Annotated in this window: 17 protein-coding genes; 7 read left to right on the top strand and 10 right to left on the bottom strand. The window is 67.6% G+C overall.

The features are described 5' to 3' along the window. Positions 1-163 precede the first annotated feature (163 nt). From nosP to ACAM54_RS30415, 5 genes are read left to right on the top strand one after another with little or no spacing between them, the layout of a single operon-like run. Positions 164-1324 carry a nitric oxide-sensing protein NosP gene (nosP, locus tag ACAM54_RS30395; protein WP_369651267.1) on the top strand — a complete coding sequence of 387 codons (1161 nt, stop codon included), beginning with the start codon at positions 164-166 and terminating at the stop codon, positions 1322-1324. Then, positions 1317-2414 carry a sensor histidine kinase gene (locus ACAM54_RS30400; RefSeq protein ID WP_369651266.1) on the top strand — a complete coding sequence of 366 codons (1098 nt, stop codon included), beginning with the start codon at positions 1317-1319 and terminating at the stop codon, positions 2412-2414. Before nosP ends, ACAM54_RS30400 begins: the two co-directional genes overlap by 8 nt. Beyond that, positions 2411-4678, top strand: a complete 2268-nt coding sequence (locus tag ACAM54_RS30405; RefSeq protein WP_369651265.1) for a putative bifunctional diguanylate cyclase/phosphodiesterase — start codon at positions 2411-2413, stop codon at positions 4676-4678. Before ACAM54_RS30400 ends, ACAM54_RS30405 begins: the two co-directional genes overlap by 4 nt. Beyond that, complete coding sequence (locus ACAM54_RS30410) at positions 4675-5661, top strand: TRAP transporter substrate-binding protein (protein WP_369651264.1); 987 nt, start codon at positions 4675-4677, stop codon at positions 5659-5661. The genes ACAM54_RS30405 and ACAM54_RS30410 overlap by 4 nt, the downstream gene beginning before the upstream one ends. Before the next feature lie 37 nt (positions 5662-5698). Then, positions 5699-7909 (top strand): putative bifunctional diguanylate cyclase/phosphodiesterase, encoded by a 2211-nt coding sequence (locus tag ACAM54_RS30415; protein ID WP_369651899.1) that lies wholly within the window; start codon positions 5699-5701, stop codon positions 7907-7909. A 4-nt stretch (positions 7910-7913) separates the two neighbouring features. Here ACAM54_RS30415 and ACAM54_RS30420 read toward each other — a convergent pair whose 3' ends face one another. Next, on the bottom strand, positions 7914-8681 hold the full coding sequence (locus tag ACAM54_RS30420) for an SDR family oxidoreductase (RefSeq protein ID WP_369651262.1): 768 nt from the start codon (positions 8679-8681) through the stop codon (positions 7914-7916). 99 nt (positions 8682-8780) lie between these two features. Between ACAM54_RS30420 and ACAM54_RS30425 the strand changes: the two genes are divergently transcribed. After that, positions 8781-9683: an AraC family transcriptional regulator gene (locus ACAM54_RS30425; RefSeq protein ID WP_369651261.1), complete on the top strand. Its 903-nt coding sequence runs from the start codon at positions 8781-8783 to the stop codon at positions 9681-9683. Between the two features lie 33 nt (positions 9684-9716). Here the strand turns inward: ACAM54_RS30425 and ACAM54_RS30430 are convergent, their stop codons facing one another. The 8 genes from ACAM54_RS30430 to ACAM54_RS30465 form a co-directional block, all read right to left on the bottom strand. Further along, positions 9717-11114, bottom strand: a complete 1398-nt coding sequence (locus tag ACAM54_RS30430) for an amidase (RefSeq protein ID WP_369651260.1) — start codon at positions 11112-11114, stop codon at positions 9717-9719. Further along, positions 11111-11815, bottom strand: a complete 705-nt coding sequence (locus tag ACAM54_RS30435) for an ABC transporter ATP-binding protein (protein WP_369651259.1) — start codon at positions 11813-11815, stop codon at positions 11111-11113. Before ACAM54_RS30435 ends, ACAM54_RS30430 begins: the two co-directional genes overlap by 4 nt. A gap of 15 nt (positions 11816-11830) precedes the next feature. Then, complete coding sequence (locus tag ACAM54_RS30440; RefSeq protein ID WP_145746952.1) at positions 11831-12550, bottom strand: ATP-binding cassette domain-containing protein; 720 nt, start codon at positions 12548-12550, stop codon at positions 11831-11833. Further along, positions 12547-13635, bottom strand: a complete 1089-nt coding sequence (locus ACAM54_RS30445) for a branched-chain amino acid ABC transporter permease (RefSeq protein WP_369651258.1) — start codon at positions 13633-13635, stop codon at positions 12547-12549. The genes ACAM54_RS30440 and ACAM54_RS30445 overlap by 4 nt, the downstream gene beginning before the upstream one ends. Continuing rightward, entirely contained in the window at positions 13632-14498 is an 867-nt protein-coding gene (locus ACAM54_RS30450; protein WP_192326468.1) for a branched-chain amino acid ABC transporter permease, read from the bottom strand. Before ACAM54_RS30450 ends, ACAM54_RS30445 begins: the two co-directional genes overlap by 4 nt. Positions 14499-14513: 15 nt before the next feature. After that, on the bottom strand, positions 14514-15740 hold the full coding sequence (locus ACAM54_RS30455) for an ABC transporter substrate-binding protein (RefSeq protein ID WP_369651257.1): 1227 nt from the start codon (positions 15738-15740) through the stop codon (positions 14514-14516). An 85-nt stretch (positions 15741-15825) separates the two neighbouring features. After that, positions 15826-17343, bottom strand: coding sequence for an amidase (locus ACAM54_RS30460; RefSeq protein ID WP_369651256.1), 1518 nt, complete (start codon positions 17341-17343; stop codon positions 15826-15828). Between the two features lie 139 nt (positions 17344-17482). Next, positions 17483-18586 carry a substrate-binding domain-containing protein gene (locus ACAM54_RS30465; protein WP_369651255.1) on the bottom strand — a complete coding sequence of 368 codons (1104 nt, stop codon included), beginning with the start codon at positions 18584-18586 and terminating at the stop codon, positions 17483-17485. A 163-nt stretch (positions 18587-18749) separates the two neighbouring features. On the opposite strand from ACAM54_RS30465, the gene ACAM54_RS30470 reads away from it, so the two are divergent. Beyond that, entirely contained in the window at positions 18750-19184 is a 435-nt protein-coding gene (locus ACAM54_RS30470; protein ID WP_145746948.1) for a MarR family winged helix-turn-helix transcriptional regulator, read from the top strand. A 56-nt stretch (positions 19185-19240) separates the two neighbouring features. On the opposite strand, the gene ACAM54_RS30475 is transcribed toward ACAM54_RS30470, so the two are convergent. After that, the gene (locus tag ACAM54_RS30475) at positions 19241-20608 is read right to left on the bottom strand and encodes a replication initiation protein (protein WP_369651254.1); all 1368 of its coding nucleotides are present in this window, start codon (positions 20606-20608) and stop codon (positions 19241-19243) included. Between the last annotated feature and the right edge of the window lie 424 nt (positions 20609-21032).

Genomic DNA, 21032 nt, shown 5'->3' on the forward strand with positions numbered 1-21032 from the left:
CGTCGTATGTCGCGCAGTTGGGGTCCTGCGTTAGAACTTTTCATGTAGGCACTTGCCGCGACATCGAGAGATCGCGGTCCGCAGCAGGGATGTCCCGCATGGATTGAGTCCGCCACGGCGATGCATCAAGCGTCTAATGCACCCTCACGCAAGGAGTCGCCACATGACGGAGACGGACTGCATACGCAAAGCCCACTCCTGCGCGGCGGACCCCCGCAAGGCCGCGCAGGAATTCCATGCCATGGTGGCGCAGCCCGGCATGGCGCTGGTGATCTTCTACTGCTCCAGCGAATACGACCTCGATGCGCTTGCCGACGAGATGAAGCGCCTGTTCGGCGACGTGCCGGTCGCGGGCTGCACCACGGCCGGGGAAATCGGCCCCGCCGGATTGCGCGACCACAGCCTTGCGGGTGCGAGCTTTCCGGCCAGCCACTTCAGGGTGGCGGCAGGCCAGGTCGAACAGCTGCAGCAGTTCAAGGTGGAAGCCGGCCAGGACTTCGCCCAGGCGCTGCTGCATGAGCTGCTGGCCGCGGGCCCGCCCGGCGATGCGGACCACAGCTTCGCGCTGCTGCTGATCGACGGCCTGTCGCTGCGCGAGGAACCCGTCACACGCGCCTTCCAGACCGCACTGGGCAGGCTTCCCCTGCTCGGCGGTTCGGCCGGCGACGGCATGAAGTTCGACCAGACCCAGGTCTACTGGAACGGCCGGTTCTGCTCCGACTGCGCGGTGCTGGTGCTGGTGGCGTCGCGCATGCCGTTTCGCATTTTCAAGACGCAGCACATCGTCGCCACCGACGACAGGCTGGTCGTGACCGAGGCGGACGCCGCCTCGCGCACCGTCAAGGAAATCAACGGCCTTCCGGCCAGCCAGGAGTACGCGCGAATGCTCGGCATCGATGCCTCCGACCTGGACCCTTCGCGCTTCGCGGCCTGGCCGGTGGTGCTGACGATCGGCGGCACCACCTATGTGCGCTCGATCCAGAAGGCCAATCCGGATGGCAGCCTGACTTTTTTCTGTGCGATCGAGAACGGCCTGGTGCTGCGGGTGGCCAAGGGCGTGGACCTGCTGGAGAACCTGCAGCAGGCCTTCGCCGGCATCCGCGCCGAGATCGGACCGCCGCAGCTGGTGCTGGGCTACGACTGCATCCTGCGCAAGCTGGAGATCGCACAGAGCAGCGCGAAGGACCGCATCGGCGAACTCCTGCAGGAGAACAACACGGTCGGCTTCCACACCTATGGCGAGCAGTTCCGCGGCGTGCACGTCAACCAGACGCTGGTCGGCATCGCATTCGGCACTAACGGCGGGGAGGCCAGCCATGTCTGAGACTGCAACGCAGCAGCGCCCCGGCGCGCAGGCGCTGTCCCCGACGGACGAGATCGCACGGCTCAACAAGATCATCCAGGCCCTGATGGACCGTGCCGAGCGCAGCGCCAATGCGCAGGGCTCCGACTTCAACCTCTTCCAGACCACCATCATGCTGGAGGAGCAGGTGCTCAGCCGCACCGCCGAGCTGGAAGCGGCGCTGCGCGAGAACGAGGAGGTCAACCGGGTGCTGCGCAAGACGCAGGCCGACCTGGTGGCCGCGGCGCGCTCGGCCGGCATGGCCGAGATCGCCACCAACGTGCTGCACAACGTGGGCAACGTGCTCAACAGCGTCAACGTATCCGCCGGGCTGATCCTCTCCAAGGTTCGCGCGTCCAAGGTGGAAGGGCTCGCGCGCGCGGTGCAATTGATGAACGCGCATGCGGACGACCTGGGCACCTTCCTCGCCTCCGACGCCAAGGGCAAGATGCTCCCGGGCTACCTGATGCAGCTGACACCGCTCCTGGTGGCGGAGCAGCGCGCCGTCGTCGACGAACTGGTGGCCCTGACCAAGAGCGTCGACCACATCAAGGAGATCATCGCCGCGCAGCAGGCCCATGCCGGCGCCTCCAGCCTGGTCGAGGCGATACGGATCCACGAGGTGGTCGAGGATGCATTGCGCATGAACGCTGGTGGCCCGGCGCGCCACCAGGTGGTGATGCAGAGCGACCTCGCACGGATCCCCGAGCTCCCGCTGGACAGGGGCCGCGTGCTGCAGGTGCTGACGAACCTGGTGCGCAATGCCAGGCAAGCGATGGAGGCGGCGGCGGACGACAGCGCGAAGCTCATGCTGGATGCGGAGATCGTGGAGGACGAGACGCTGCGCATCCGCGTGGCGGACACGGGGGTCGGCATCGCCCCGGAAAACCTGACGCGGGTGTTCGTGCACGGGTTCACGACCAAGAAGGACGGCCACGGCTTCGGCCTGCACAGCGCCGCGATCGCGGCGCGCGAGATGGGCGGCACGCTGGCCGTCCACAGCGACGGGCCCGGCACCGGCGCCACCTTCACGCTCGAACTTCCGATCAGAAAGGCGGGACAAACGCCATGAGCAAACCGCAGAACCGCCGCATCCTGCTGGCGGACGACACGCCGGCCATCCACGAGGACTTCCGCAAGATCCTTCTCCCCGCGGCCGCGGATGCGAACCTGGACGACCTGGAGTCCGCGCTGTTCGGCACCTCGGCCAGGAAAAGCGAAGCGGACTTCGTGCTGGACAGCGCCTACCAGGGACAGGAGGCGCTCGCGAAGCTGCGCGAGGCATTGGCGGCCGAGGCGCCCTACGCCATGGCGTTCATCGACATGCGCATGCCCCCGGGGTGGGACGGCGTCGAGACCATCGAGCAGCTGTGGCTCGAAGACCCGCGCCTGCAGATCGTGATCTGCACGGCCTACGCGGACCAGTCGTGGGTCGAGGTGTTCGAGCGGCTGGACGCGCGCGACCGCCTGCTGGTGCTCAAGAAGCCCTTCGATCCGATCGAGGTGCGCCAGCTGGCCAGCGCGCTCACCATGAAGTGGCAGATGACGGAGGACGCCGCCTTCAAGATGAACCAGCTCGAGCAGGCCGTGGAGGAACGCACGCGCGAGCTGTCGGACGCCAACATCATCGTGCAGAACAGCCCGACCATCCTCTACCGCCTGCGCGGCGAGCCGGCGTTCCCGCTGATCTACATCTCGCACAACATCACCAAGTTCGGCCACGAACCGGCGGCCCTGCTGGCCAACCCGAACTGGGCGGACGTGCTGATCGACCCGGCCGACCAGCCCGGCGTCGCCGCCGCGATGGCGCGCGTGCTCGAAAAGGACGCCGAAGGCGCCTCCATCGAATACCGCCTGTGCACCGGCGACGGCGCGCGGCGCTGGGTCGAGAACCGCTACGTTCCGGTGCGCGACAAGGACGGCCGGCTCATCGAGGTCGAGGGCATCGTCATCGACGTCACCGAGCGCAAGGCGGCGGAGGAGCAACTCGCAAGGCTGGCGCGCACCGACGGGCTCACGGGCCTGGCCAACCGCGCCACCCTGGTCGAGCGCCTGCACCAGGCCCACGCCGCGGCACGGCGCGGCTCGGTGCCGTTCGCGCTCCATTGCCTCGACCTGGACCACTTCAAGCCGGTCAACGACATGTTCGGCCATCCGGGCGGCGACCTGCTGCTGCGCGAGGTGGCCCTGCGGCTGAAGAACTGCACCCGCGAGACCGACGTGGTGGCGCGGCTGGGCGGCGACGAGTTCGCCGTGCTGCAAAGCGAGATGACCGATCCGGCCGCCGCGGGCGCGCTGGCCGAGAAGATCCAGCAGGCGCTCGCGCGCCCGTACATGATCAACGGCAACCAGGTGCATGCCTCGGCCAGCATCGGCATCTGCCCCTATGCATCCAGCAGCGAGAGCCCGGAGGAAATGCTTGCGCAGGCCGACGTGGCGCTCTACCGCTCGAAGGAACAGGGGCGCAACCAGTACCACTTCCACTCCGAGGAACTCGACTTCGAAGTGCGCGACCGCGTGGCGCTCGGCGAGGACCTGAAGCAGGCCATCGAACGCGAGGAGCTGGAGCTCTACTACCAGCCGCAGGTCGAGCTGTCCTCCGGAAAGATCGTGGGCGTGGAGGCGCTGCTGCGCTGGAACCATCCCAGGCGCGGCCTGCTCGACGCGGCCGCGTTCGTGCCGATCGCCGAGCGCACCGGCGGCATCGTCGCGCTCGGCCGCTGGGTGCTGGACCAGGCCTGCAGGCAACTGAGCGTGTGGCGCGAACAGGGCGTGGCACCGCCCGTCGTGGCCATCAACCTGTCGCTCGGGCAGCTCAGGCAAGGCGGCGAGCTGATCCGCGACGTGACCGAGAGCCTCGCGAAGTGGCAGCTCGATCCCTCCGTGCTGGAGTTCGACGTCACGGAGTCGACGCTGGCCCAGATGACATGGACCCACAACGACGTGCTGCCCAGGCTGCGGGCGCTCGGCGTGCGCATTGCGATCGACGACTTCGGCACCGAATATTCCTCGTTCGAATACCTGCGGACCTACCGCGTGAACCACCTGAAGATCGCGCAGTCGATGCTCAAGCGGGCCATCGACGATCCGGACAGCGCGGCCACGGTTCGCGCCATCATGAATCTCGCGCGCGAAGCGCGCATCGGCATCATCGTCGAGGGACTGGAGACGCAGACGCAGCTCGCCTTTCTTCAATCGACCGGCTCCACCACGCTGGCGCAGGGCTACTACTTCAGCGAGGCCGTGATGGCCACCGAGGCCGGCGACCTGCTGCGCTCGGGCACCATGGAGCAGAGCGAGCGCAGCAAGGGCGGGGACCACGGGGCCGCCGCATGAAAAAAGCACTTCTGCTGCTTGTCGCGGCCTGGGGCCTCGCGGCACCGGCCGTGCATGCCGAGCCCGTCGTGCTCTCGCTGGTGCACGCCGCCGCGATCACGCACCCGGCCCATCTGGCGGCGCTGCAGTTCGCCAAGCGGGTCGAGGAGCGCACCCACGGGCAGGTCCGCACCGAGATCTTTCCCGCTTCCCAGCTCGGCAGCGAGAACGAACTGCTGCAGAAAGTCAGGCTGGGCGCGATCGACATGGACGTGACCTCGATGAACTACCTCATCAAGTACGAGAAGACGTTCTCCGTCGTCGTCATGCCGTATCTCTTCGACAGCTATGCGCACGCCCACCGCGTGCTCGATGGCCCGGCCATGAACTGGCTCGCGCCGCTGGCCGAGAAGCAGGGCTTCGTCATCCTGTCCAACTGGGAATGGGGATTCCGCAACATCACCAACAACAAGCGCCCGATCAACGTGCCCGAGGACGTGAGAGGCCTCAGGGTGCGCGTTCCGCCCGTCGCGGAACTCGAGGCCACGATGGAAGCGCTGGGCGCCCAGGTCAGCAAGGTCGGCTTCAAGGAACTTCCCCAGGCGCTGTCGCAGGGCCTGGTCGACGGCCAGGAGAACCCGCTCAACGTCATCTACTACAACAAGTTGTACGAGGTGCAGAAGCACCTCGCCCTGACCCGCCATGTGTACTACAACACGCTCCACCTCATGAGCACCAGGACCTGGGCGAAGCTCACGCCGGCCGAGCAGGCGATCGTGCGTGAAGAGAGCAAGGCGGCGGGCGACGGCATGCGCAGGAAGATCATTGCCGAAGAGGAGGAGCTGATCGCAAAGATGATTGCCGCCGGCGTGAAGGTCACGCGCCCCGACCCGGCGCCGTTCCGCGCGGCCACGCAGGGCGCCCGGGAGGAGATCAGGCGCTTCGCGGGCGACGAGAACGTGCGCACGTTCCTGAAGATGGTCGACGCAGAGCGAAGGCAGTGACGCATCTCTCCAGCAGCGACTTGGGAGCGAGCCGCAATTGATCAAATTCCCGATCGACTTCTCCTGGGGGAGAAGAATGCGCAGCCTGCGGGTGGAGATCGCACTGGGATTCGGCGTCCTCATTGTGCTGATGCTCGCACTGGGCGTGTCCTTCTATCTGAGCGAACAGCGTTCCGCGGCGGCCATCGACAAGCTGCTGAACAGCGACAACCGGATGGCGGACCTGAGCCTGCGCAGTTCGCTGGCGATGTACAAGGCCCGCGACGCCGAGAACGAACTCCTGCTGTCCGCGGACCGGCTCGGGGTGGCGCAGGCAAGCGCGCTCTCCCTGCCGGCCATGCAGAACCATTTGCTGGACATGCGGGAGTACCTTGCCAGCCTTCGGATCCTCTCGACGGATCCGGAATTCAGGGACCGGGTCGACCGGATCGAGGCCCAGACCCGGCAGTACGAGGACGGATTCCTCGCGTTCATCGCGCAGCATGGCAAGGAGGACTCCCCGGGCTCGGCCCACGCGCTTCGCCAAGGCTACGTCGACACGGCCGTCGCCATCGAGTCCTCGGTGGAGGCACTGCACACCGCGGCGACCAAGCGCGCGCTCCAGACGCGCAGCGATGTCGAACGCGCCGCCAGGTTGTCGCGCTGGGCCGCCATCGCCATGGTCGTCCTGGCGACCGTTCTGGGCGTGGTGGTCGCGAGCATCGTCTCGCAACGCATCACGGGCTCCATCGCGCAGCTCATCGCCTTTTCCCGGCGTGTGGCCGCGGGAGACCTCGGTGCCAGGGCGCCGCACGGCCGCGCGGATGAATTCGGCATCCTCGCGAACGCGATGAACCAGATGGCGGAGTCGATCGAGAATTCCAATGCGCTGCTGGAGAGCAGCGCCGACACCCTGAAGCACCAGGCCACCCACGACGTACTGACGGGGCTGCCGAACCGCGCGCTGCTGGAGGATCGTCTCCGGCAAGCCATCTCGTACGCCGATCGATACGGCCGGCTGATGACGGTGGTGTTCATCAACCTCGACGGCTTCAAGCGGGTCAACGACAGCCTGGGCCGCAAGGCCGGCGACGAATTGCTGAAGGTCATGGCCGGACGCATGACCCGGTGCCTGCGCAGCGTGGACACGGTGGTGCGGACGGGCGGCGACGAATTCGTGATCCTTCTGTACGACCAGCCCGGGGACGGAACGGAGGTCGCGCCGGCCCTGCAAAGGCTGCTCGAGACCATTGCGCAGCCCGTCGAGATCGACGGCCAGGGGGTCCAGGTCACGGCCAGCCTGGGCGTGGCCACCTATCCTGCGGACGGCGCCGATGCCGACGCCTTGCTCATGAGCGCCGATGCCGCGATGTCCCGCGCCAAGGATTCGGGGCGCAACAATTTCCAGTTCTATGCGGCCGAGATGAACGGTGCGATCCGCGACAGGCTCGCCCTGTGCGAAGGACTGCGCCATGCCATCGCGCGGGGCGAGTTCCACCTGCTGTACCAGCCCCAGGTGGAGATGGGATCGGGCCGGGTGACGGGCGTGGAGGCACTGATCCGCTGGCAGCATTCCGAGCGCGGCCTGGTCTCCCCGGTGGAATTCATTCCCCTCGCGGAGGAGACCGGCCTCATCGTTCCCATCGGCGAATGGGCGCTGCGCACCGCCTGCTTCCAGAACAAAGCCTGGCAGGACGCGGGCGTGCCGGCCTTCAGCGTTTCGGTCAACGTGTCCGCACGGCAGTTCAGGGAACGGACCCTGATCGAGCAAGTCGCACAGGCGCTCGGGGACAGCGGGCTCGACGCCCGGTTCCTGGAGCTGGAGCTCACCGAAAGCATGGTCATGGAAGACCTCGAGAAGGCCCTGCAATCGATGAAGGCCCTGCAGGCGATGGGCGTGCAGTTCTCCATCGACGATTTCGGCACCGGCTATTCCAGCCTGAGCGCGCTCAAGCGCTTTCCCATTGCCCGGCTGAAGATCGATCGCGCCTTCGTGCGCGACATTCCCGGCGACGAAGACGACAAGGCCATCGCCAAGGCCATCATTTCGCTGGGGCACGAGCTCAACCTCAGGGTCATTGCCGAAGGCGTCGAGACCGAGCAACAGCGGGACTTCCTGCGCGCCCACGATTGCGACGAGATGCAGGGCTATCTCTTCAGCCGGCCCGTGCCGCCCGCCGAGCTTGCGGCCCTGGTCAAGGCACGCTCGGGCATGGCGACAGCAGCCGGCCCGTCCGATGCGCGCCCGAGGCGGATGGCGGCACGCTGAGCCTTCACATTCCGGACTGGCACGAGGCAGCGGCGTTCCGGGCGAGCGCGATCGCGTCGGCGCCCGCCGGGTACCGGAGCGTTGCGGCGGGGTCGCCCGCGGCGCGCCACACGGCCTCGGCCACGTCCGGTCCGGTGGTCACTGCGGCCGGACTCCCCAGTGCCGCAAAGATGGAGTGCGCGAAGGGGGCATAGGGCTCGGGAATCAGGCCTTGCATGCGCTCTGCCCCATTGGCGGTGAAGCGCGTGCCTGGCCCATAGCCGGGCTCGACGAGCTTCACTCGAACGTCGAACGGGGCGAGTTCGAGCGCCAGCGACTGCGTGAACCCTTCGATCGCGGTCTTGCTCGCGGTGTACGCCGCCACGAGCGGCATCGGTGCGAGCGTGACGGTCGACGTCACGTTGACGACCAGCCCCGACCTGCGGCGCCGGAACTGCGGCAGCACGGCCTGGGTCATCGCCATCGTGCCGAAGGTGTTGGTTTCGAAGATGTCGCGCACGGTGGCCATCGGCGTCGCCTCGAACGCCCCGAAGAGTCCGAGGCCGGCGTTGTTCACGAGGACGTCGATCGGTCCGGCGGCTTCGAGCGCGGCGGCGATGCTTTCGGGCTTCGTCACATCCAGGGGCAGCACGCGCAGGCGCCCCGAAAGAGGAAAGAGCTCGGCGCGCGGCGTCCGCATGGTGGCGATCACCTGCCAGCCGCGGGCCTGAAAGTGGCGCGCGGTTTCCAGGCCGTAGCCGGACGAGCAGCCGGTGATCAGGATGGTCTTCATCGGAATTCCTTTGAGCTTGGGTTGAGGTGCGTCACGATATCGCCGGCCCGAAGGACTTCCTATAATCCGGAGTCCATACTTTGTTTGCAGGAGTCCTGCATGGCTGATCCCCTCGCACAAGTCGTCCAGCTGCTTCGCCCGCGTGCGGTGTACGCGAAGGTGATCAGCGGCGCCGGTTCGTGGGCGGTACGCTATTCGGCATTCGGCGAGCCCAGCTTCTGCACGATGCTCGAGGGCGCATGCGTTCTTGCGGTGGACGGGCAGCAACCCCTCGCCCTGGTCGCCGGCGACTTCGTGCTCATGCCAGCGACACCGGGATTCACCATGTCGGGCCTCGAGCCGGCGGTGCCGGTCGCCGTGGATCCCAAGCTGGCACCCGCGCCGACGGACGAGATCCGCCACGGCCGGCGCGAAGGTCCGCCTGACATGCGGATGCTCGGCGGCTACTTCGCCTTCGATTCGCCGGATGCCTCGCTGCTGGCGTCGCTGCTTCCGACGCTGCTGCACGTGCGCGACATCGGGCGGCTTTCCGTTCTGGTGCAGCTCGTGAGGGAGGAGTCGCTCGAACAGAAGCCGGGGCGCGATCTCGTGCTCGAACGCCTTGTCGAACTGCTGCTGATCGAGGCTCTGCGCTCCACGCCCGGCGGAGCTGCGCCGCCGGGGCTGCTTCGCGGCCTGGCCGACCCGCGCCTGTCGATCGCATTGCGGCATCTTCACGACAACCCCGCGCATTCGTGGACGGTGGCCGACCTCGCAGGAAAGGCCGCACTGTCGCGGTCGGCGTTCTTCGAGCGCTTCTCGCGCGCCGTCGGCTCGCCGCCGATGGAGTACCTGCTTGCCTGGCGCATGGCCGTCGCGAAGGATCTGCTCCTCCGCGGCGATGCCGGCATCGCAGAGGTTGCCGAACGCGTCGGCTATGGCTGCGCCAGCGCGTTCAGCACGGCGTTCAGGCGCTGCGTGGGCCAACCACCGGGCCGCTATGCGCGGCAGCAGCCGCCCTGACCCGGCGCCTGGACTCGTACATGAAGGAAGGGGCTACAGCGCCGGATGCCGCTGGTGCCAGTCGGTCGCCTGCTGGAAGGCCCAGCCGGCGCGCACCAGCAGCTCTTCCTCGAAGTGGCGCGCGACGAACTGGAACGCGACCGGCGTGCCCGCATCGGTGAAGCCGCCGGGCAGCGTGATCGTCGGGCTGCCGCTCATGTCCAGCGGACAGGTGTAGCGCAGCATCGCGGACATCAGCTCGGCGTCCTCGCCGAAGCTCAGCATGCGCTCGAGCGTGGGCGAGGCGACGCCCTGCGAAGGCATCAGCAGCAGGTCGATGCCCTCGAACATCTCGCGCACCCTGCCGCTGAAGGCATGGCGGTTGAGCACGATCTTCTGGTAGTCGATGCCGCTCTGCGCACGGCCCAGGTCGAGCAGACCCGAGAGTGCGGGGCCGTACATCTGCTTGCGCGCGGGATAGGTCGATTCGTGCACCACCGCCGCCTCGATGCCGCAGAGCGGGAACCAGTCGGCGATGACCTGCGCCGGGTCGGGGAACGTCACGTGGCGCACCTCGGCGCCGAGTTCGCGCACGGCCGCGAGCGCACCATCCATCACCTTCGCGGTGGCCGCGTCGACGCTTTCCCCGTTCCAGCGCGCATCGATGCCCACGCGCAGGCCGCGCAAGCCGCGCTCCATGCCCGCGAGGTAGTTGGGCACGGCCGCGAGGCTTGCGGTCGGGTCTTTCGGATCGGCCCCCGCGATGGCGCCGAGCATCGCACCCGCATCGGCCGCGCTGCGCGTCATCGGTCCGATGTGGTCGAGCGTGGCGGCCAGCTCGAAGGCGCCATGGCGGCTCACGCGGCCCCAGGTCGGCTTCAGGCCGGTGAGGCCATTGGCCGAGGACGGAAAGCGGATCGAGCCGCCCGTGTCGGTGCCGAGCGACCCGTAGCAAAGCCCCGCGGCCGTGGCCACGCCCGAGCCGCTCGACGATGCGCCCGACCAGTGCGCCGCGTTCCACGGGTTGACCGGCGGCGTGACGGTCGGATGGTGGTCGGCATAGGCGCTCTCGGTGAGCTGCAGCTTGCCGAGGATCACGGCGCCTGCCTCGCGCAGCTTGCGCACGGCCGTGCCGTCCTCGGTGGGCACGAAGTCGCGGTAGAGCGTCATGCCGGCGGCGGTGGCCACGCCCTGGGTCCAGCACAGGTCCTTCACCGCCAGCGGCACGCCGTGCAGCGGCCCGCGGATCTCGCCCCGGGCGATCTCGGCCTCGGCGCGGCGCGCGTCGGCCAGCGCCTGTTCGGCCATCACGATCACATAGCTCTTGAGCGCGCCGTCGACCTTTTCGATGCGCGCAAGCTGCGCTTGCGTGACCTCGACCGGCGAGAGCTCCTTGCGCCGGATGCGCCGGCCGACGTCCAGCAGCTCGAGGTAGTGCAGTTCGTTGCTCATCCATGGACTCCTGTGTATTGGCTCATGATTTCGAAATCACCGAGGTGCTCGCGCGGGATCTCGCCGCCGATCTGGCCGCGCTTGATGACCAGCACGCGCTGCGACACGGCCGCGATGAATTCGAGGTTCTGCTCCACCAGCACGATCGTGAGCTTCATGCGGTCGCGCAGCGCAGCCAGCGTCTCGGCGATCTCCTCGATGATCGAAGGCTGGATGCCTTCGGTCGGCTCGTCGAGCAGCAGCAGCGTCGGCTTGCCGGCCAGCGCACGGGCCAGCGCCAGCAGCTGCTGCTCGCCGCCCGAGAGCGAGCCGCCGGGCCGCTCGAGCAGCGGCTTCAGCCGCGGAAAGTCTTCCAGCAGCGCCTCGATGGTGTCCATCGTGCGCTCGCCGGTCTTCACCAGGCCCATGCGCAGGTTGTCCATGGCGCTGAGCGCCGGAAAGATCTCGCGCCCCTGCGGCACATAGGCCATGCCCAGGCGCGCCCGCGCATGCGGCGCATGGCGCGTGATGTCGGTGCCGTCGAAGCGCACCGCGCCGGCGGCGGTGCGCAGCGCGCCGATCAGCGTGCGCAGCAGCGTGGTCTTGCCCATGCCGTTGTGGCCCAGGATGCCCACCGACTCGCCCCGCGTGATGGTGAGCGAAACATCGTGCAGCACCGGGATGGCACCGTAGCCGGCATGGAGACCCGTGACTTCGAGCATGCGTGCCTTTCCGGTTCAGTGCGGCTTCTTGCCGAGATAGATCTGCTGGATCAGCGGATCGCTCATGATGCGGTCCGGCGTGTCCTCCTTGATCACGGCGCCCTGGTGCAGCACCGTCACCTTCCTGGCGATCATGCGGATGAAGTTCATGTCGTGTTCCACCACCACCAGCGCATGCCGGCGGTTGATCTCCAGGATGAGCTCGGCCGTGCGCGCCACCTCGCCGTCGCTCATGCCGGCGGCCGGCTCGTCCAGCAGGATCAGCGGCGGATCGGCCGCGATCACCACGCCGATCTCCACCCACTGCCGCATGCCGTGCGCCAGCAGGCCCGCCGTCACGTCGCGGTACGCATGCATGCCTACGCGCTCGAGCGTCTCGCGCGTGATGCGGTCGGCCTGCGCGGTGCTGTTCAGGCGCCGCGCCGAGAGCCACACGTTCTCCCACACGCTGAGGCCGTTGAACAGGCTGGGCACCTGGGTCTTGATGCCGATGCCCAGGCGGCCCGGGTCGTGCGGCTGCATCTTCGAGATGTCCTGGCCGCGGAACAGGATCTGGCCCGAGGTCGGCTTGACCTGGCCGGTCAGCAGCTTGAAGAAGGTGCTCTTGCCGGCACCGTTGGGGCCGATCACGCAGCGCAGCTCGGCCTCGGCCAGGGTGAAGTTGACGTCGCGCGTGGCATGCACGCCGCCGAAGCGCACGTTGAGGTTGCGCGTCTCGATCAGGGGCGTGCTCATGGCGCCGTCTCCGTCGCAGCCAAAGCGCGCGGCGGTTCCATGGGGGCCGTCGCGGGTGCGGCCACTTTCGCAGCAGGGGCCGGCGCCTTGCGCCAGCGCCGCCACGCCATGTCGATCAGGTCGCCGAGGGTCGGCACGATGCCGCGCGGCACCAGCAGCACGAAGACCACCAGGATGGCGCCGAGCACCAGGTTCGAGTTGAAGGCCTGCTGCGTGCCGATCTGCGAGCTGAGCCACTGGATTGCGACGCAGCCGACGATCGGCCCGACCAGCGTGCCCAGCCCGCCGACGATCACCCAGATGATGATCTGCGCCGACTGCGCGAGGCCGAAGATGGTCGGGCTGGTGAAGGCGCCCCAGTTCGCGAACAGGCAGCCCGCGAGGCCGGCGACCGCGCCGCCCAGCGTGAAGCAGAAGAGCTTGTACACGCGCGCGTCGTAGCCCAGCAGCAGCACGCGCTGCTCGTTCTCCCTGGCCGCCACGATCACGCGGCCGATCTTCGAGGCGATCAGCACGCGCAATCCGAGGTAGACCAGCAGCAGGCAGGTGAAGGTGACGTAGAACAGGTCCTTCGGCGTCAGCACCTCGTCCTGCTGACCGGGCCAGTTGAGCGTCGGTATCGCCGGGATGCCGTTGAAGCCGCCCAGCGGCGCGCTGCCAATGCGCCACTCGGGCCCGGCGGTGGAGTTGACCAGGTTGAACAGGATCAGCGTGACGGTGAGCGTGATCACGCCCATGTACACGTCCGACAGCCGGCCGTAGAAGATCACGTAGCCCAGCAGCGCGGCGAACAGCGCGGGCACCACGATCGCGAGCAGGAAGGGCACGGTGCTGTCGCCCATGTTCATCACCGCGATCGCGTAGGTGTACGAGCCGAGGCCGAAGAAGGCGGCCTGGCCGAAGCACAGGATGCCGCCGAAGCCCCAGATGAAGGCCAGGCTCACGCCGAGGATCGACATGACGGCGTAGATCGTGACTTCGATCAGCGTGTAGTCGTCCATCACGCCGGGCAGGCCGAAGAGCAGCGCGATGCCCACGGCCAGGCTGAGCGCCGCGCTGGCCCAGGACTTGGCAAAACGGTTCACAAAGACCCCTTGAAGAAACGCCCGGTGATGCCTTGCGGCAGCAGCCGCAGCATCACGATGGCCGCGACGAGCAGCGCCACCTCGCCGAGCACCGGCGTGGTCACGAAGGTCGCGAGCTGGTTGATGGCACCGAACAGGCCGGAGGCGCCGAGCAGGCCCGCGAGGATGGCCGGCCCGCCGCCGATCACGGTGATGAAGGCCTTGGCCACGAAGGCCGCGCCCATGGTCGGCACCACGCCGGTCAGCGGCGCGAGCAGCCCGCCGGCCAGGCCGGAGAGCGCGGCGCCCACCGCGAAGGTGACCGAGTACACGCGGCTGGGGCTGATGCCCAGCGCGTTCGCCATGTCGGGCTTCTGCATGGTGCCGCGCGCGATGAGGCCGAGCTGCGTGCGCGTGAGCACGAAGCGGATCGCGAGCGCGAGCGCCACGGCCACCGCGATGATCACCAGCGTGTAGCCGCTGACCGAATAGGCGCCGACCGAGAAGCTGCCGAGCGGCGCCGAGACGCCTGCCGTGGTGTTGCCCGCCACCGAGGTGACGATGCCCACCAGCAGCAGCGACAGCCCCCAGGTGGCCAGCATGGTGTCGACCATGCGGCCGTAGAGGCGCCGGATGACCAGCCGCTCCAGCACCACGCCGACCATGCCCACCGCGATGGGCGCGACGACGAAGATCGCGATCCACAGGTTGATGCCGAGCTTGAGCGCCGCGATCACGGCATAGGCGCCGAGCATCATGAACTCGCCGTGCGCGAGATTGATGACCTTCATCATCCCGAAGATGACGGCCAGCCCGGCCGAGACGATGACCAGGCTCGCCACCGCGTAGAGCACCTGGATGAGGACGACGAACGCGAGATCCATGTCGGCGCCCTGCCCTCAGACCTTGATCACGTACTGCTGGTTGTCCTTCGGATTCTTCACGAGGTTGCAGACCGCGCTGGTGTCCACCGGCGGCTGCTGCTGGAAGGTCTCGACGATGTTGAGCTGCTTGTTGCGCACCTCCGCGATGCTCACGTTCAGCACGCAGTGGTGGGTGGCCGCATCGAGCGTGACCTTGCCGCTCGGGCCGTCGATGGCGATGCCGGTCTCCAGCGCCGCGATCATCTTCTCGCGATCCAGCGAGCCGGCCTTCTTCACGCCCTCGGCCCAGAGCTTGAAGCCCTGGTAGGTGCCCATCGCGAGCTCGGTGATGTTGGGATAGTCGGCACCGAAGCGCTTGTAGAAGCGCTCCTTGAAGGCCTTGTTCTGCGGCGTGTCGAGGTTCTGGAAATAGTTGTACGAAATGAGGAAGCCGTCGGTCTCGGCCGGCGACAGCACGATGTGCTCGTTGCCGCCCGCGAAGGTGGTGGACGCGAGCGGAATCTTCTTGGTCAGGCCCGCGGCCGCCCACTGGCGGTAGAACGAGATGTGCGCACCGCCGACCAGCGCCGAGACGATCATGTCGGGCTTGGCCGCCTCGATCTTCGAGATGGTCGGGCCGAAGTTGGTCACGTCGAGCGGGAAGAAGTCGATGGAAGCCACTGAGCCACCGTTGTCCTGCACGAACTTCTTCACCCATTGCGAGGTGATCTGGCCGTAGTTGTAGTCGGCCGCCACCACGTAGACCTTCTTGCCCCACTTCTTCATCGCGTAGGGAATGAGCTTGGCGACGGTCTGCCCGGGCGTGACGCCGGTGCAGAAGGTGTTGCGGTCGCACACGCCGCCTTCGTACTGCGTGTTGTAGAAGTACAGCGTCTTGTTGCGCGTGAGCACCGGCCGGATCACTTCGCGCGAGGCCGAGGTGATGCCGCCCATCACCACCGTCGACTTGTCCTTGAGCGCCGACTGCTGCGCGAACTGCGCGTAGAGCTGCATGTTCGACTGCGGGTCGTAGGTGGCCAGCTTGAGCTTCCTGCCCAGCAGGCCGCCGGCCGCGTTCTGCTCCTCGACCGCGAGCGTCATGCAGTCGGCCATCGGCTTGCCGTAGATGTCCAGCCCGCCCGACATGTCGATGATGCTGCCGACGACGATCTCGTCGGCCGCCATGGCGGCCATCGGAAACAGCGGCACCGCGGTGCCCGCCAGGGCGGCGGCCGACGACTGGATGAAGGAACGACGATCCATGGAACTAACTCCTCGATGTTCGGCAGACGCAGCCGCCGCTGTGTTTATCGGAAAGGCAGGAACGGAAAGAGAACGGGCGAAAGCCTCAGATGGCCTTCCAGTCGCCGGCCTGCTCGAAGGCATAGGCGGCGCGGTAGATGGTGGCCTCGTCGCAGTGGCGGCTGGTGAGCATCATCCCGACCGGCAGGCCGTCGACGAGCCCGCAGGGCACGCTCATCGACGGATGGCCCGTGACGTCGAAGGGACAGGTGTTGGGCAGCACCTCGAAGGCGCGCGTGACCACTTCCTCGATGCTCGCGCCGGGCGGCGGCAGCGGCGTGGCCGTGATCGGCAGCGTGGGCATCAGCAGCAGGTCGAAGTCGGACAGTGCACTGTCGTAGGCCGCGGTCAGCTGGCGCGCGAGGTTCTGCGCCTTGGCGTAGTAGTGGCCGCGGTAGTGCTTGATGAAGTACTCGCCCAGCACCATCGTGAGCTTGAGCGTTTCCGAGAGTTCGTCGGCGCGCTGCTTCCAGCCGGCATGGAAGTCGACCATGCTCGTGACGTAGAGGCCCTTCCAGTTGAAGCCATGGCCGTTGTCCTTCATCATCTGCTGGGTCGCGCCCTCGGCCGCGATCGGCAGCCAGATCGCCGGGCCAACCGCGTGCATGGGCACCGACACCTCGCTGACGATGGCGCCCAGTTTCGTGAACACCTCGGCCGCCTTGCGCACCTTGGCGCCGACGGCGGCATCCGACTGGGGCCAGCCGAAGCCCTCCTTGACGATGCCGATGCGCAGGCCGCGAACGCCCTCCTTCATGAGCTCGCTGTAGGGCTTGGCGGTCTGGCCCGCATGCTGGCGCGGATCGAGCCCGTCGGGGCCGGCCAGCACCTCGAGCATCAGCGCGTTGTCGGTCACGTTGGCCGTCATCGGACCGGTGTGGTCGATGGTGAGTTCGATCGGCATCACGCCGGTGTAGGGCACCAGGCCGTGCGTGGCCTTCATGCCGTAGATGCCGCAGTAGGACGCCGGCATGCGGATGGAGCCGCCCTGGTCGCCGCCGATGGCCAGGTCCACCTCGCCGGCCGCCACCAGCGCCGCGCTGCCCGACGAGGAGCCGCCGGCCGAATAGCCCATGCGGTGCGGGTTGTGCACCGGCCCCGAGGCGCTGGTGTGCGAGCCGCCCGAGAAGCAGAAGTACTCGCAGACCGACTTGCCCACCACCGTGGCGCCGGCATCGAGCAGCCGCGTGACGACCGTGGCGTCCACGTTCGGCACATAGCCTTCGAGCGTGGAGGCGCCGTTCATCATCGGCACGCCGGCAAGGCAGACGTTGTCCTTCAGCACCACCGTCTTGCCGGCGAGCTTGCCCTCGGGCTTGCCCTTGATCGTGGTCTTGACGTACCAGGCGCCGTACTTGTTCTCCTCGCCCAGCGGGCGGTAGCCGGGCGTGCGCGCGTAGCTCACCACGGGCAGGTAGTCGGGCATCGCGTCGACCGCGTCGTAGGCATCGAAGTTGGCCTGCAGCAGCGCGTTGTAGCTGCTCGCCTGCGCTTCGGACAGATGGATGCCCAGACTCAGCGCGACATCTTGCAGCTGGTCCAGGGTGGGGCGCTTGATGGCCATGAACGACTCCGTGTTTCGTGTGGAAGGATGCGTCCGCAGCCCATCGGGCATGGGCGCGACACGGAGTGATTCTGGAATCCGATATTTTCCAAGTCAAGTATTTTATTTGCCTTGGAAAATAAAATACACCGCCAGCCGCTCACAGCCGCGTGATCACGCGGAACACGTTGCCCTCGGCGCGGGCCAGGTAGATGGGGGTGTGGGTGATGCCGTCGGCGCCATAGGCCGCGTCGCGCGCGCTGCGGTAGCGCAGCGGCGAAGCGTCGAGCCCCTGGTGGCCGGCCGGCGGGCGCCGCTGGCGCTCGAGCAGCGCTGCGAGGAAGTGCATGCCCTCGTAGGTCGACTGGCCGAAGGTGTTGAGCGTGGGCGCGCGCTCGCCGAAGTGCGAGCGGTAGCGCTCCTTGAAGGCCAGGTTGGCTTCGGTGTCGAGCGTGGCGAAGTAGCCGCAAGCGACGTAGAGGTCCTCCGCGTTGTCGGCGCCGATGCCCAGCAGCTCGTTCTCGCCGATGGCGCAGGACAGCCTGAACATTGCGCGCGACAGGCCGGCGGCGCCGAAGGCGCGGTTGAACTCGATCGCGTCCTGCCCGACCAGCGACAGCACGACCGCGTCCGCCCTGTCCCGGCGCAGCGCGTCGAGCGCCTCGGAAAAGTCGGTGGTGCCGAAGGGCACGTACATCTCGCCGACCAGCTCGCCGCCGGCCTCGGCGATGTAGCCGCGCGCCATGCGGTGCGACACGTGCGGCCACACGTAGTCGTTGCCGATGGCGAACCAGCGCCGCGGACGCTTGCGCGCGCCGAGCCAGCGGATCGCGGGCCCGAGCTGGCGCGCCGTCGTCTCGCCGATGGCGAAGACGCCCGGCGTCGACTCCCCGCCTTCGTAGAGCGGGGTGTAGACGAACGGGATCTGGCCGCCGACGGCCCGCAGGATGCGCTGGCGCACGGCGCTGGTGTGCATGCCGATGATGGCGTCGATGTCGCCCGCCTGCACCAGCTCGATCAGCGTGGCCTCGATGTCGGGCGCATCGTCCGCGGCGTTGACGGTCAGGAGCCGGCAGCCGCGCCCGCCAATGCCCGCCTCGCGGTTGAGCTCGGCGACGGCCAGCTTGGCCGACGATAGTGCGGACGGCCCCCAGATGCCGGCCGTGCCGCCCAGCGGCACGCACAGCGCGATCTGCAGTTCCTGGCGCGCGAGCGCGGGCCGCTCGGCCCGTGCGGATGGCGCGAAGGCGAGCGGGCGAGGCATGACCGATCCAGGGGAAGAAAACATCGGGAGCTCCCGGGCAACGCACCAAGACGGCAACAGGGGCAGACGCTATCGCAAAAATCGCGCCAATACTTTCCTGGGAAAAGGATCGTTGCTAAACTGGCGGCTTCCAACCACGCGACAAAGACCGTTGCCTCGCCCCATGCCCGAGCAAGACATCTCGCAATACCTGGCGTATCTGCTGGCCTCCGCCAACCGGCGCATGCGCATCGGACTGGCCCAGTCGATCGCGGCGGAAGAGGTCACCGAGGAGCATTGGCGCATCCTCCAGGTGCTGGGCGACGAGCAGGGCCGCGCCATGGGCGAGCTGGCCGAACTGGTGCTGCTCAACCACCCGGCGCTCACCAAGAACATCGACAAGCTCGTGAGCCGCGGCCTGGTGCAGCGCGCCGCCGACGCGGCCGACAGCCGGCGCGTGCTGGTCTACATCACCGACCTCGGGCTGGAAACCGTGTCGCGGCTCAAGAAGAGCGTGGACGCGCACCACCACGTGATCGAGGAAGCGCTGGGCCCGCGCAAGACCAGCCAGCTCAAGAAGCTGCTGGAGACCTTCATCGACGAGTGCGAGGCCGGCTGAGGCACTCGCGGTGATGCGCCTCAGATGATGAGTGTGGGCTCACATAATCAACATCGTCAGAGCCCGGCCACGCCGCGCTGAAGCGCGAAATCCAGCAGCACGCGATCGGAGGGCTCTTCGGGCCAGGTGTCCTCGGCCAGCCAGCGGAAGAAGGTGGTCGCGGCCACGCGGCTGGCGGGGCCGTCGCGCCGCCAGGCGCGCGCGATGGGGGCCGCCACCTGGTCGAGCCGTTCGGCCTCGAAGCGCGTGCGCACCTCGGCCTGCATGGGCTGCGGCATCTCGGCGAATACGGCGCGCGCCTGCCCCATGCGGTCGTTCTCCCAGAGCTCGCGGATGCGCCGCAGCCGGTCGGCCTCCGACAGCACCGCCACGGGGGGTGCCAGCGCCGGGCCGCTGCTGGGCGCCGGCTCCATCGCAGTCACGCCCGCGTAGCCCTTCTTCAGCGCATCCTTGAAATACGCGGCCGGCGACTTGAGCTCCGGCATCGAGGCATTGCGCAGCCGCTGGTCCACATGGTCGAGCGTGGCGCGGATCTGCCCTTCGTCGGTGGTGGCGTAGAGATCCTGCGCCTCGTCCTGTTTCAGGCCCAGCGCGATCAGGCGCCCGACCAGCGCCAGGTCGAAGACGTTGCGGTTGGACGCGCTGATGTCGCCCAGGCGCTGCTGGACCTTGGGAACGACCCGGAACTGGATCTCCTCGATCTTGCGGCCGCGCTTGTGCTCGATCAGCTCGAGCCCGAAGTCCTCGCACAGCGCGTCGATCTCGGCCAGCGCCTTGCTGATGACGTCGCGCTTGAGGAAGCGGTAGTCGACCTCCTTGATGTCGCTGCGACCCGTCAGCACCGCGGCCCACCAGACCACGTCCTCGCGCATCGACAGCCGCCCCGGCGAAGTCAGGTAGCGCGCGCCGATCTCGTACAGCACCGCGGCGGAATAGCTGCGCATCTGGCTGCTCATTTCCAGCAGCACGCGCGTGTACTGGTGCGGCTTGACCAGACGCTCCTTGATCTCGTCCGGATAGCGCCAGGTCACCATGCAGGGGCGCCCCCTGCCCTGCTCCTCGATCGTGACCGTGCCCAGCAGCTGGGAAGACACCCAGCGCTTCAGGGAGCTGCTGCTGGTCGACCATTCGATGGTCGTGGCCTGCATGTCGCGCAGGTGCGATTTGAGCAGCTCGGTGTTGTTGGAGTTGAAGCGGGCGTCGCCGATCAGCTCGCTCAAGGTCAGCCGGTAGACCGGCTCGTCCACGCCCTGGCGCTGCGAGTGGTAGAGCAGCGCGTTGTAGATGCGCCGCGACAGCAGCGTGAGCCGGCCGCGCTTGGGGCGGATGGCGATGGCTTCGTTGGCCTTGGCAACGCTCTGTTCCTCCGCCGTGGGCGGTTGCCGCGGCGGAGACCGGGATTGTGAATTGTCTTCTTCGACCATGGTCCGCTGCGGCAATCAGATGGTTTCACATCATGCCTTTGCATTGTGATTCCGTCAATTCACATTACACCGGCGATGGTGCCTTGGTATGTTTGCAGATAAACACTTGGGGAATTGAAGAATTGGGATTCCGCTTTCCTCCATCGTGACAGTCACTTAGCTCCTCTCATGTGAGATCGGTTGGGATTGAATGTGAGAACGGATGGGATTTGGCGTGAGCCTTGTTGGGAGACAAGCGCCACTGTTGTGAGGCCGGATGGGTTCCAATGTGAGTGGATATGGGTTCCGGCCACGGGCAGCGCCCCTGTTTGGGGCCCCAGGCGGCAGCCGGCGGCGTAAAAGACCCGTGCGAGGCGCCCTGCCCCCGGTTTTGGGGTCCTGCGGCGGCTGGCTTGCGAGGGGCTGGGGTCCGGGTCCCCAATCT

The sequence above is a fragment of the Variovorax sp. V93 genome, from assembly GCF_041154485.1.
Taxonomy (GTDB): domain Bacteria; phylum Pseudomonadota; class Gammaproteobacteria; order Burkholderiales; family Burkholderiaceae_C; genus Variovorax; species Variovorax beijingensis_A.

Coding starts and splice junctions, on each gene's coding strand:
- nosP (WP_369651267.1), top strand. CDS start 164: ATGACGGAGACGGACTGCATACGCAAAGCCCACTCCTGCGCGGCGGAC.
- ACAM54_RS30400 (WP_369651266.1), top strand. CDS start 1,317: ATGTCTGAGACTGCAACGCAGCAGCGCCCCGGCGCGCAGGCGCTGTCC.
- ACAM54_RS30405 (WP_369651265.1), top strand. CDS start 2,411: ATGAGCAAACCGCAGAACCGCCGCATCCTGCTGGCGGACGACACGCCG.
- ACAM54_RS30410 (WP_369651264.1), top strand. CDS start 4,675: ATGAAAAAAGCACTTCTGCTGCTTGTCGCGGCCTGGGGCCTCGCGGCA.
- ACAM54_RS30420 (WP_369651262.1), bottom strand. CDS start 8,681: ATGAAGACCATCCTGATCACCGGCTGCTCGTCCGGCTACGGCCTGGAA.
- ACAM54_RS30425 (WP_369651261.1), top strand. CDS start 8,781: ATGGCTGATCCCCTCGCACAAGTCGTCCAGCTGCTTCGCCCGCGTGCG.
- ACAM54_RS30430 (WP_369651260.1), bottom strand. CDS start 11,114: ATGAGCAACGAACTGCACTACCTCGAGCTGCTGGACGTCGGCCGGCGC.
- ACAM54_RS30435 (WP_369651259.1), bottom strand. CDS start 11,815: ATGCTCGAAGTCACGGGTCTCCATGCCGGCTACGGTGCCATCCCGGTG.
- ACAM54_RS30440 (WP_145746952.1), bottom strand. CDS start 12,550: ATGAGCACGCCCCTGATCGAGACGCGCAACCTCAACGTGCGCTTCGGC.
- ACAM54_RS30450 (WP_192326468.1), bottom strand. CDS start 14,498: ATGGATCTCGCGTTCGTCGTCCTCATCCAGGTGCTCTACGCGGTGGCG.
- ACAM54_RS30455 (WP_369651257.1), bottom strand. CDS start 15,740: ATGGATCGTCGTTCCTTCATCCAGTCGTCGGCCGCCGCCCTGGCGGGC.
- ACAM54_RS30460 (WP_369651256.1), bottom strand. CDS start 17,343: ATGGCCATCAAGCGCCCCACCCTGGACCAGCTGCAAGATGTCGCGCTG.
- ACAM54_RS30465 (WP_369651255.1), bottom strand. CDS start 18,586: ATGCCTCGCCCGCTCGCCTTCGCGCCATCCGCACGGGCCGAGCGGCCC.
- ACAM54_RS30470 (WP_145746948.1), top strand. CDS start 18,750: ATGCCCGAGCAAGACATCTCGCAATACCTGGCGTATCTGCTGGCCTCC.
- ACAM54_RS30475 (WP_369651254.1), bottom strand. CDS start 20,608: ATGGTCGAAGAAGACAATTCACAATCCCGGTCTCCGCCGCGGCAACCG.